Source organism: Demequina lutea, assembly GCF_013409005.1.
Taxonomy (GTDB): Bacteria; Actinomycetota; Actinomycetes; order Actinomycetales; family Demequinaceae; genus Demequina; species Demequina lutea.
This window is the reverse complement of the sequence record NZ_JACBZO010000001.1, coordinates 1,568,706-1,580,310: the sequence shown is the minus strand read 5'-3', so window position 1 is coordinate 1,580,310 and position 11,605 is coordinate 1,568,706. Positions and strand designations below refer to the sequence as shown.

The following is an 11,605-nucleotide window of genomic DNA, read 5'->3' as shown; positions in this document are numbered from 1 at the left end:
AAAAACGTGCAGACTATGCCCATGAGCGATGGCGCCGAAGAGATTGACCTGCCCTCCATTCGTGATGTCACGATCGATCCGGCCGACTTGGGGGTACCCATTCCCCGGAAACGAGTGGTCTCGTGGGCCCTCTGGGACTGGGCAACGCAGCCGTTTAACTCGGTGATCATCACCTTCGTCTTTACCGCGCTCTACCTGACGTCGGACCAGTTCATCGATCCAGCTATCGCGAAGCTGGGAGAGGGCAATAAGCAGTACGACGCCGCCATCGCGCACCTCACGTCGGGCCTAGGCCTGGCGATCACCGTTGGCGGCATCTTCGTTGCCTTGCTTGCGCCGGTTCTTGGACAGAGGGCCGATGCGACCGGTCGCCGCAAGGCGTGGCTCGGCGTGACCACGGCGCTGCTCGTCGCGTCCATGCTGGGGCTCTTCTTCGTTCAGGCCGCACCAGGCTACTTCTGGCTTGGAGCGAGCCTCATCGCCTTCGGGTCGGTCGTGTCCGAGATCGCGGGCGTGAACTACAACGCGATGTTGACCCAGGTGTCGACGCCTTCCACGGTTGGGCGGGTGTCCGGCCTCGGATGGGGCCTCGGCTATGTCGGCGGCATCGTCGCCCTCGTGATTGTCGTCATTGCCGACGGCGCCAACTGGTGGGGGATGGACACATCGAACGGCATGGCCTACCGAATCATTGCCGTGGGTTGCGCCGCTTGGGTGCTGGCCTTCGGCTGGGCGGTCTTCGTCTTCGTTCCCGAGGTGCGTCCAGTCAAGGAACGCGCCAGCACGGTCTCGTTGTGGGCGCACATGGTTCTGTGGGTCAGGGGCTACGGAGTCCTGTGGCGTGACTTGATGCAGCTGTGGCGAACCGCGCGCCCCACGCTGTGGTTCCTCTTGGCATCCGCCGTCTACCGCGATGGTCTCGCGGGCGTCTTTACGTTCGGTGCCATCATCGCGTCGAAGTCCTTCGGCTTCTCAAACCAGGATGTGATCCTGTTCGGAATCGCCGCCAACCTCATTGCGGGCATCTCAACCATCATCGCGGGACGGTATGACGACCGCTTGGGACCGCGCGCGGTCATTGTCACCGCGCTGAGCCTCATCACGATCTCGGGCGTCATTGTCGTCGTATTCCACGGAGTGGGCTCCGTGATCTTCTGGATCTTTGGCCTGGTATTGAGCGCATGCGTCGGCCCCGCTCAGGCGGCCTCGCGATCCCTGCTGACGCGCGTCAGCCCGCGAGGCAAGGAGGCCGAAATCTTCGGCCTCTACGCCACCACAGGCAGGGCGGCGTCGTTCATGGCGCCCGGAATGTGGACCCTCATGATCACGATCACCGGCGCGACCATTTGGGGCACTCTCGGAGTGATCGCCGTGGTCGCGGTGGGCCTCGTGTTGTTGCTCCTCGTGCGAACTCCCGCCGATCGAGGCACGATCTAGGGAACACCGCGTCACCCCGAGGGGTTCACCCTCTGTATGCCGCCTTCTACCGTTAGGAAACAAGCATGAGCGTCGTCAGCACTGCACAGGCAACCTGGTCGGGAACGCTAGCGGAGGGCGCGGGTTCGACGAGCCTCATCTCTTCTGGCCTCGGCACCTTTGCGACCAACTGGAAGGCGCGCGCAGAGGGCGCCGACGGTACCACGACACCCGAGGAGCTCCTGGGCGCCGCGCATGCCGCGTGCTACTCCATGGCGATGGCGCATGGCCTCGCCGAGCAGGGACTCGTCGCCACCAGGATCGACGTCAAGGCCGACGTGACGTTCGTCCCAGGCGAGGGAATTACCGGCGTGGCGCTCACCGTCATAGCCGAGATCCCCGGGATGGACCAGGCCGCCTTCGCGACGTTCGCCGAGGTCGTCAAGGGCGATTGCCCCGTGTCCAAGGCACTCACGGGCACCACGGTAACGCTCACCTCGGCCGCACTGCTCTAGCCGCCATCCACATACCCCATGGGGTATGGTCTCTTCATGAGCGGACTACTTCACGACCTGAGGCAATGGCCCGCGCGGCGCTGGTGGTTCGCGGCGGGGACCGCCATCGCCACCTACCTCTTCATCGCGATCCCCACGGACCTTATCGACAACCCCGTGTTCGGCCGCGACGTGCCGCCGACCCCGTGGTCACGGACGGCGCTGGCGATCAGCTCGGTGCTGGCGGGGCTCGTTGCAGCCACCTACGTGGCGACTCCAGACTCCGCTCCGCGTGCCCGTGAGGGAAGGCTTGGCGCCGCAGGAGGCATGGTCACGTTCTTTGCCGTGGGGTGCCCCGTGTGCAACAAGCTCGTGCTCCTCGCCTTGGGATACTCCGGCGCGATCAGGTTCTTTGGGCCCTTGCAGCCGTACCTCGCGGTGGGCGCGATCGCCCTGCTCGGCTGGGCATTTGTCGGCAGGGTCCGACGCGAGAAGTCATGCAGACTTCCAGGAGCGACGGCGGCGCCCGCAAAGACCACCGCCGTGGTGATCGGACCCCTCAGCCGGTAACTTTCCGCTATGCGCGCCGTGGCCGCCCACACCGCACGCTACGAGTACATCAGTGCTCGTCTCGGTCGCGATCAAACACTCATGTACTCATTGGCTCCGGTCGAGCATGTTCCGCCAAGGTGCCCTTATCGACGCGGTCGAGCGAAGCGATCAACAACGCCACCTCTACTTGACAAGAGTTCGGGTACACATGCGCGCCAATGCCGAGCACCTCTCGAGCCAGGCTCACGCCGCCGTCCGTGGCGGCCAGCTTGCCCAGTTGCGCCCGTATTGCAGCGTCGTAAGCGGGTGTGGCCGACGCAATTGCATCCGCACCCGCGTCGGTAAGGCCAACCCAGGTGCCCCGCAAGTCGTCCGCGCAATTGAACCGTTCGATGAGCCCCTTGCGCTCCATCCGCCCCACTTGGTGGGAGATTCGGGACTTTTCCCACGCAAGCATCTGACCCAGCGCACCAGCGCGCGCCCGGCGATCGGGCGCCGCGGCGAGGGCACTCAGAATCTCGAACTCGGGAAGCGAAATACCGGCCTCCGCGTGGAGCCTGTGCTCAACAACGACCGTGAGTTGGCGCGCAACGAGAGTGAGCGCGCGAAAGAGCGTGATATCGAGACCGTCGGTGCCCGCCATGCAGTCAGCGTAATCGCCGAAGTTCCCGTGTCTAGTAGTCGATCGAAAACGTCGAGAAGATGATTAAGGTAAGCGCATGCCGATTCGCCGCTTGGTCGCCCGCACATCGCTCACCCAACTCGAGCACCGCTTTGCGGAAATTCGGTCGGATGAGGGCATTCACGAGGAACGATCGGCTGGCGTGTTGGCCGAGCTTGCCCGGGGCGGTCGCGACGAGGAGCCCGCGCACATCGAAGGCAAGCGGGACGACCTCACTGACGTGTCGTTCGTCACCATCGACCCCGAAGGCTCGACCGACTTGGATCAGGCGGTACTCGTCGAGGTCGATGGCCAGGGTTGGCGCGTGCGCTACGCGATTGCAGACGTCGCGGCACACGTGGTGCCCGGCGGGGCCATCGATACTGAGGCGTGGGCGAGGGTCGAGACGACCTATTGTCCCGACGAGCGCATCGGGCTTCACCCGCTGGCCATGTCCGAGGGATACGCGTCACTGTTGCCCGGCCAACGCACCAAGGCCGTCGTGTGGGACCTTGGCGTCGACGCCGCGGGGGAACTGCGGACCATTGACATGCGGCGCGCCTGGGTTCGGTCCACGCACAAGTACTCCTACGAGCAACTGACGACCGCCCCTCCGAAGGACGCCATGCAACTCCTCACGAATCTCAAGAAGCTGGGAGACGCACGGCGCTCGTCGCTGGCCCGCGCGGGCGCCGTCAGCCTGCCAAAGCCCAGCCAGGAGGTCGTGCGCAAGGGGGACGAGCTCACCCTCGAGTTCCGCGCCGGGCGCCCGATCGAGGATGACAATGCCCAGGTCTCGCTGCTGACAGGCTCTGCGGCCGCTCGGCTGATGTTGGAGGCAGGGGTGGGCGTATTGCGCACGATGCCACCCGCATCGGAGGCCGCGCTCCAGCGGCTTCGGCACCAGGCGGCCGCGCTGGGAGTCGAGTGGGCACCGGATGAGTCGTACGCGCACGTGTTGACGACCCTCAATGCGGAGAGCCCACGTGGCGCCGCATTCCTCACCGCTGCGGTGTCGCTCTTTCGTGGAGCGGCGTGGCAACCCTTCGACGTTGCGGGCGGCATGCCGGTGCCAGATCCCGTGACTCACGGCGCCCTTTCGGCCCCATACGCACACGTGACGGCGCCACTGAGGCGGCTCGTCGACCGGTACGGCACCGAGGTGTGTCTGGCCCACGCGGCGGGACGTCAAGTGCCCGACTGGGTGGTCACGGCGCTGCCCGGTCTTGGCACCGCGATGGAGACCGGTGTGAGGCGCGGAAGCCGGGTTGACAGGGCTTGTGTTGATGCGGTCGAGGCTGCCGTGCTCGCGCCACACGTGGGGGAGATGTTCGAGGGTGTTGGGCTTGACTCGAACACCGTGCAACTGTCCGCACCCGCCGTCGTCGCCAAGTGCTCCGGAACGGTGACGGTGGGCCGACGGCAACACGTGCGACTCGTCAGCGCCGATGCGGCGACGGGCCCCAAGTTTGAAGCGGCATCGTGAGCGACACAGAGCCGCGCGTGACCTGGGAGGCACGCTATGGCGCCTCTCCGGTATGGAGCGGAAGGGTTAACGACACCGTCCGGGCGTGGGGCGACGCGCATCCGCCCCACCCAGGCGGCAAGGCTCTCGACCTCGCTTGCGGCGAGGGCGGTGACGCCCTGTGGCTGGCTCAGGCTGGCTGGCAAGTCACCGGTGTCGACTTCGCGTCGGCCGCAATCGCGCGTGCCAAGCAGGCCGCCGCTGAAAGGGGACTCACCGTCACGTGGTTCACCGCGGATCTTGCCACGTGGGCGCCGGACGGGGCCTACGGCCTCGTCTCCCTGTCGTTCTTCCACGAGTCCCGCGAGACGCGTCACGCAGTCTGGCGGGTGGCCGCTTCGGCGGTGGCCCAGGGGGGAAGTCTGCTCATCACCGCTCACGCGCCCGATGCAGACCCCACCGCGCCCGGACCCCCCGCTCACAGGCGATTCGGCCTGGACGAGTTGGTTGACTGCATCGGCGAGGGGTGGACGCTGAACTATCGCGAGGCAAGCAGGGAGGCCGTGGGCCACCACGCCGGGCACGTAGTCACGGACATGGTCGCCGAGTTCCGCCGTGAGATCGCGCCCGGCGCTCCAAACGCTCGGTGAATTTTGTCTCTCAGAAGGTGCCAAAGTCGCGCATTCTCTGTAACGTCGAAAGTGCAGGAAAGGAGCCGTCATGTCAGACACCGAAAACACGGTCAGTAGGCACGAAGTATTCGAGGAAATCCGCGCCAACGAGTTGGCACGCGGGGCCACGGAAGACGACGCGGCCCGGATTGCCGCCGAGCGCGTCGACCAGGTGATGGACCTGAAAAAGGCCGAGTAGGAGCACCGCAGCACCGCGACTCTACGATGGGGCCATGGAATCAACGGTCCGACCGGGCATGTCGGTGCGGGAGCAGGTGACCCTGCCCAACCTCATCACCGTGGCGCGCATCGGGCTCGCCGTGGCGTTCGGCCTGTTGCTCGTCAGGTCCGTCGACGGGTGGGCGATTGCCGTGCTCTTTGTCGCGGGAGCGAGCGACTTCCTCGACGGCTATCTGGCGCGCAGGCTCGGTCAGACATCGGCCCTTGGTCGGGTGCTTGATCCCGCCGCCGACCGGTTGCTCACTGCCGTGGTCATTCTCGGGCTTGCGTGGCGAGACATCATTCCGTGGTGGCTCGTCGCGCTCTTGCTTGCTCGTGACCTCGTGATGGGGGCCGCCCTGCTGTGGTGGAGACGGCGCGGCACGGCGACGCCGCAGGTGACGTTTCTTGGAAAATCAGCAACCTTTGCGCTCTACGTCTTCTTGCCGTTGTCCTACCTCGCGTACGGCCGCTGGGACGGCGTCCACACGTTTGCCATCGTCGCGGCGGCGATCTCGTCGATCGCCTATTGGGGCTCCGCCGTGCAATACCTCGCTCAGTTGCGAAAGTCTCGATCCGCGGCGCCGTTGGGAGCATAGGATGTGCACAAAGGAGGCGCCATGACGTATGACGAATCGCCGGTAGAACGGACGATGTCCCTTGCAGCGCACATCACCGGTGACGACACGGGACCGACGCGCCTAGGGGCTCAAGAACAGATCGCCGTGGACGCGCTTGCCGCGGACCACGCGTTGCTGATCGTGCTCCATGGGCCCAACGCCGGCGCTCGCTTCCTTCTGGACGTCGACGTCACCGTCGCCGGCCGGTCCGTGTCATGCGACATCTTTCTCGATGACATCACCGTGAGTAGGGAGCACGCCCACTTCTTGCGCACCGGCACGGAGTTCCGGGTGCGCGACGCAGGCTCGCTCAACGGTACGTATGTGAACAGGGACCGGGTCGCTGAGGCAGTGCTCGAGGCTGGCGACGAGGTGCAGATTGGCAAGTACCGACTCACCTTTTATCCCGGCGCCGCCAAGTAGCCTCGTCGTGGCAGAACCCACACCGCGCGAATCCCTCGGAGCTGCGGCCCCGCAATTGGGGCACGCGCCCCGACAGGGGCATTGGCCCCATCAGTTGTCTCATCAGCCGACGCTGCGCGTTGGCGACGTGATGGGTGCCCTTTCGCATGACTTCCCCTCGCTCACGACGTCTAAGGTTCGCTTCCTGGACACTCAGGGCCTCGTGGTGCCTCAACGCACCCCGGCGGGCTATCGCTTGTACTCGGCGGCGGACGTAGAGCGCTTGCGGTACGTACTCCGTCAGCAACGGGACGCCTATGCGCCGCTCAGCGTGATCCGTGAACGCCTGGAACTTCTCGACGTGGGCGCGGCGCACGAGGCGCTATCACTCGCGGCCGTCGGCTTCGAGCGGTCCGATGTCGTCTCGATCGAGGAGGCGGCCCGCCTGACAGGAGCGACCGCGGACATGATGGCCCTCCTGGCCTCCGAGGGCATCGTCGAGCAATCGGCCCCTGGTCGCTTCGACAGGTCCGATGTTGCCCTTCTCGGTGCCTGTGTGCACTATCTCGCCGCGGGCGCGGACGTCCGACAATTGCGGGCCCTTTCGAGAGTCGCTCAACGCGAGGTGGAGGCGGCGGAGGTGCTTTCCGCACCGCTCAAGCGCCAAGACGATTACCGGGATGCGACCTCTTCCAGGCACGCTCGACTCGATGCCGCAGCGGACGTATTCGCGGCGTTTGTGCGACGCACCGAAGTGACACGCCCCTGATCATGGGGCGAAGCAGCGACACGCGGTACCGTGAATAGCGATGGTCGTTGATTTGAGGGTCGCGAAACCCTAACGTTGAGGTCGAAGGTAAAGGAGGGGACATGGCAGACACGGACTTCCCGGCACGCGACCAAGGCGTGCTGTTCAACGACGGACTGACGCCCCTCGACGAGAACGCCGGATACCGGGGTACGTCCGCGTGCAAAGCGGCCGGAATCACGTATCGTCAACTCGACTATTGGGCCAGAACCGGGCTGGTAGAGCCCACAGTGCGCCCCGCGACCGGTTCAGGGACTCAACGTCTCTACGGTTTCCGCGACATCCTGGTACTGCGCGTAGTGAAGCGACTCCTTGACTCGGGAGTCTCGCTGCAACAGATTCGTACCGCGGTGGAGCACCTGCGTGAACGCGGCGTCGATGACTTGTCCCGAATCACCCTCATGTCCGACGGTGCTTCCGTGTATGAATGCACGTCGGATGACCAAGTGATCGACCTTGTTCAAGGCGGCCAGGGTGTGTTTGGCATCGCTCTTGGCAAGGTGTGGCGTGAGCTCGAAGGATCGCTCGCGACGCTGCCATCCGACCGAGGCCACGAGCCGCCAACCATCGCCGTGGTCGACGAACTTGCCGAGCTGAGGGCCAGGAAGGCCACGGCCAGCTAGTTTTCGTCGCGATCGCCGCCCCGCCATTGCGACACCAGCACGGCCGCTGTTTTGGAGTGTCGCGGGGCCTGGGCCCAACGTCCTGCACTAAAGGCGCCTACGAGCCCTTGGAAAACTGGCAAGATAAAGCCACCGTCGAAGGGAAGTCAATGTTTTCTAAGGTCCTCGTTGCCAACCGCGCCGAGATCGCGGTACGAGCGTTTCGCGCCGCATTCGAGCATGGGGCCAAGACCGTTGCGGTCTTTCCCTTTGAGGACCGCTTCTCCGAGCACCGCCAGAAGGCTGACGAGGCATACCAGATCGGGGAGATAGATCACCCCGTACGCGCGTACCTCGACATCGACGAGATGATCCGTGTCGCCAAACTGTCCGGCGCCGATGCCATTTACCCCGGTTACGGCTTCCTCAGTGAAAACCCCAACCTGGCGCGCGCTTGCGAGGCCAACGGCATCGTCTTCATCGGCCCTCCCGCGCACGTTCTCGAAATGTCAGGGAACAAGAAGACGGCAATCGACATGGCCAAGGCGGCGGGAATCCCCGTGCTCGCATCGACCGAGCCGGGGACCGACGTTGAGTCGCTCATCTCTCAGGCCGCCGACATCGGCTTCCCCTTGTTCGTCAAGGCAGTAGCGGGCGGTGGGGGACGGGGAATGCGCCGTGTCGAAACCGCAGCAGACCTCCCGGGCTTCCTCCAGGCAGCCATGCGCGAGGCCGAGGCCGCATTCGGCGACGCGACCGTCTTTCTGGAGCAGGCCGTCATCCGGCCTCGCCACATCGAGGTCCAGATCATCGCCGACGCGACGGGCAACGTCGTGCACCTGTACGAGCGCGACTGCTCTCTCCAGCGTCGCCACCAAAAGGTCATCGAGATCGCGCCCGCCCCCAACCTGGATCCCGCCATCAGGGAGGCGATGTGCAGGGACGCCGTGGCCTTCGCCAAGAGCATCGGCTACGTGAACGCGGGAACCGTCGAATTCCTGCTTGATACCGAGGGTGAGCGTGCCGGAAAGCACGTCTTCATCGAGATGAACCCGCGCATCCAGGTGGAGCACACGGTGACGGAGGAAGTCACTGACATCGACCTCGTCGGCACCCAATTGCGGATCGCGGCGGGGGAGACCCTTGATGAGATCGGCATCTTCCAGGACCAGATTCGCACCAACGGCTTCGCGATTCAGACCAGGATCACCACCGAGGATCCCGCCAACGGCTTCCAGCCTGACACGGGGCGCATTGTCGCCTACCGCAGCCCCGGAGGCGCGGGCGTCCGCCTGGACGGTGCGACGGGCCTCGCCGGCGGCCGAGTCACCGGTCACTTCGATTCGATGCTCGTGAAGTTGACGTGCCGCGGAAGAGACTTCCCGACTGCGGTGAGTAGGGCAAGGCGCGCGCTCGCCGAATTCCGCATCAGGGGAGTGGCCAATAACATTCCATTCCTGAGGGCAGTGCTTGAGGACCCCGAGTTCCTGGCGGGTGATTTCTCGACGCGCTTTATTGAGGAGCGCCCCGACCTGGTCTCGGCGTCGCAATCCCAAGAGCGTTCGACCAAGTTGATGGAGTTCCTGGCCCTCGTGTCGATCAACCGGCCGAACGGCGATCCGCCCCCGATGATCAGGACTGCCGCCAAGCTTCCGAAGATCGATACGAAGACTCCGGTTCCCGATGCCGCGCTCCAACACCTGCGTGCCGTAGGCCCCGCCCGCTTTGCTGCGGACTTGAGAGCGCAGAAGGCACTCGCCGTCACGGAAACGACCTTCCGTGACGCCCACCAGAGCCTCCTTGCGACGAGGCTGCGGACGTACGACATGCTCGTTGTCGCCGACCACGTGGCGCGAACTACGCCTCAGTTGTTGTCGGTCGAGGCATGGGGCGGCGCCACCTATGACGTGTCGATGCGATTCCTGAGCGAGGACCCATGGATTCGCTTGGAGGCGCTGCGCGACGCCCTTCCCAACGTGCCTATTCAGATGCTCCTGAGGGGCCGCAACACCGTTGGATACACGCCGTATCCCGACGAGGTGGCTCATGCCTTCGTCCAGGAGGCGGCCGCCACGGGCGTCGACATCTTCAGAATCTTTGATGCACTCAACGACATCGACCAGATGCGGCCCGCGATTGACGCGGTGCTCGAGACCGGCACCGCAGTCGCCGAAGGCACGTTGTGCTACACGTCCGACCTGACCAACCCCGCAGAGAAGCTTTACACCCTCGACTACTACTTGAAGGTCGCCGACCAGCTGGTCTCGGCAGGCGTGCACATGCTCGCGATCAAGGACATGGCGGGTCTCTTGAGGCCCGCCGCCGCCGGGACGCTTGTGCGAGCGCTCCGCGATCGTTTCGACGTGCCCGTGCATTTGCACACTCACGACACTGCAGGCGGCCAACTCGCCACGCTCATGGCCGCGGCGGAGGCGGGGGTAGACGCCGTCGACGTTGCGAATGCGGCAATGGCGGGCACCACCTCCCAGCCGTCCATGTCCGCGCTCGTCGCCGCTCTCGAGCACACTGAGAGGGACACCGGGCTGTCGCTCAACGCCGTGACAGACCTGGAGCCGTATTGGGAGGCCGTGCGCAGGCTATATGCACCGTTCGAGTCCGGACTTCCCGGTCCCACGGGACGCGTGTATCGCCACGAAATTCCGGGCGGTCAACTGTCCAACCTTCGCCAACAGGCGCTGTCGCTTGGGCTGGGGGAGCGCTTCGAGGACATCGAGAACATGTACGCCGCGGCCGACCGCATTCTTGGTCGCCTAGTCAAGGTCACCCCGTCCTCAAAGGTGGTCGGCGACCTTGCGCTCTACCTCGTGGGCCTGGGTGCCGATCCTGTCGACTTTGCGGAAAACCCCGGTTCCTACGACGTTCCCGACTCCGTCATCGCCTTCTTGAGGGGCGAGCTTGGTGATCCTCCCGGCGGTTGGCCGGAGCCCTTCCGCACCAAGGCGCTCGAAGGCAGGGGCACGACGCGTCAGATGACGGTGTTGTCAGACTCGGACCGCGAACTCCTTGCGGGCTCTGGCCCGTCACGGCGCCGCGCACTCAACCATTTGCTCTTCCCGTCTCCCGCAGAGGACTTCGATAAGGCTGTCGAGAAGTATGGCGACATCTCGGTCATCGACACCTACCACTACCTGTATGGCATGACACCCGGCAGTGGGGAAGAGGTCACGATTCATCTGGAGCGAGGTGTCACGATGCTCGTGACGCTCGAAGCCGTCGGCGAGCCCGACGATCATGGGCTTCGCTGGGTCATGTTCAACTACAACGGACAGATCCGACCGGTACAGGTGATGGACCTGTCTGCGGAAGTGACGGTGCATGCCCGCGTGAAGGCCAACCCGGACATTCTCGGGGAGGTCAGTGCTCCATTCGCCGGCGCGGTCACTCCGTTGGTGGCTGTAGGAGATGTGGTCGAGCTTGGGGCGAGCGTCGCGACAATCGAGGCCATGAAGATGGAGGCATCGATCACGGCGCCGGTTTCCGGAAAAGTGGTTCGATTGGCAATTTTGGGCACCGAGCCGCTTCAAGGCGGGGATCTCGTGCTTGTCATCGACGCCAACTAGCAACCCACCGATGTCACGCATTGTCGCAGGTAAATCACCATCATCTAGGACCCCGGGACCTTTGACCCCGAGGTCAGCAAGAAGGTCGAGAGACCATGTGTTGCAAGGAGGTGT

General features: G+C 64.7%; 12 protein-coding genes. 11 read left to right on the top strand and 1 reads right to left on the bottom strand.

Annotated elements, in window-relative coordinates; translation table 11 throughout:
- The first annotated feature begins 21 nt into the window (after nt 1–21).
- The 3 genes from BKA03_RS07705 to BKA03_RS07695 all read left to right on the top strand — a co-directional run bounded on the left by BKA03_RS07705 (nt 22) and on the right by BKA03_RS07695 (nt 2,480).
- Nucleotides 22–1,437: an MFS transporter gene (locus tag BKA03_RS07705; RefSeq protein ID WP_257020116.1), complete on the top strand. Its 1,416-nt coding sequence runs from the start codon at nt 22–24 to the stop codon at nt 1,435–1,437.
- A gap of 65 nt (nt 1,438–1,502) precedes the next feature.
- On the top strand, nt 1,503–1,931 hold the full coding sequence (locus tag BKA03_RS07700) for an OsmC family peroxiredoxin (RefSeq protein WP_179397833.1): 429 nt from the start codon (nt 1,503–1,505) through the stop codon (nt 1,929–1,931).
- A 36-nt stretch (nt 1,932–1,967) separates the two neighbouring features.
- On the top strand, nt 1,968–2,480 hold the full coding sequence (locus BKA03_RS07695; protein ID WP_218855998.1) for a hypothetical protein: 513 nt from the start codon (nt 1,968–1,970) through the stop codon (nt 2,478–2,480).
- 79 nt (nt 2,481–2,559) lie between these two features.
- On the opposite strand, the gene BKA03_RS07690 is transcribed toward BKA03_RS07695, so the two are convergent.
- Nucleotides 2,560–3,105, bottom strand: a complete 546-nt coding sequence (locus BKA03_RS07690; protein WP_179397831.1) for a MarR family winged helix-turn-helix transcriptional regulator — start codon at nt 3,103–3,105, stop codon at nt 2,560–2,562.
- A 76-nt stretch (nt 3,106–3,181) separates the two neighbouring features.
- On the opposite strand from BKA03_RS07690, the gene BKA03_RS07685 reads away from it, so the two are divergent.
- The 8 genes from BKA03_RS07685 (at nt 3,182) to BKA03_RS07650 (ending at nt 11,491) form a co-directional block, all read left to right on the top strand.
- Nucleotides 3,182–4,609, top strand: a complete 1,428-nt coding sequence (locus tag BKA03_RS07685; protein ID WP_179397830.1) for an RNB domain-containing ribonuclease — start codon at nt 3,182–3,184, stop codon at nt 4,607–4,609.
- The gene (locus tag BKA03_RS07680; RefSeq protein WP_179397829.1) at nt 4,606–5,238 is read left to right on the top strand and encodes a class I SAM-dependent methyltransferase; all 633 of its coding nucleotides are present in this window, start codon (nt 4,606–4,608) and stop codon (nt 5,236–5,238) included. Before BKA03_RS07685 ends, BKA03_RS07680 begins: the two co-directional genes overlap by 4 nt.
- A gap of 70 nt (nt 5,239–5,308) precedes the next feature.
- Nucleotides 5,309–5,458 (top strand): hypothetical protein, encoded by a 150-nt coding sequence (locus BKA03_RS07675; RefSeq protein WP_179397828.1) that lies wholly within the window; start codon nt 5,309–5,311, stop codon nt 5,456–5,458.
- Between the two features lie 34 nt (nt 5,459–5,492).
- On the top strand, nt 5,493–6,077 hold the full coding sequence (locus BKA03_RS07670) for a CDP-alcohol phosphatidyltransferase family protein (RefSeq protein WP_257020115.1): 585 nt from the start codon (nt 5,493–5,495) through the stop codon (nt 6,075–6,077).
- A 54-nt stretch (nt 6,078–6,131) separates the two neighbouring features.
- Nucleotides 6,132–6,521, top strand: coding sequence for an FHA domain-containing protein (locus BKA03_RS07665; RefSeq protein WP_257020284.1), 390 nt, complete (start codon nt 6,132–6,134; stop codon nt 6,519–6,521).
- A gap of 7 nt (nt 6,522–6,528) precedes the next feature.
- Entirely contained in the window at nt 6,529–7,269 is a 741-nt protein-coding gene (ftsR, locus tag BKA03_RS07660; protein WP_308477955.1) for a transcriptional regulator FtsR, read from the top strand.
- Between the two features lie 101 nt (nt 7,270–7,370).
- Nucleotides 7,371–7,931, top strand: a complete 561-nt coding sequence (locus BKA03_RS07655; protein WP_179397826.1) for a MerR family transcriptional regulator — start codon at nt 7,371–7,373, stop codon at nt 7,929–7,931.
- A 149-nt stretch (nt 7,932–8,080) separates the two neighbouring features.
- A complete protein-coding gene (locus BKA03_RS07650) occupies nt 8,081–11,491 on the top strand; it encodes a pyruvate carboxylase (RefSeq protein WP_179397825.1) in 3,411 nt (1,136 codons plus the stop codon).
- Nucleotides 11,492–11,605: the final 114 nt, after the last annotated feature.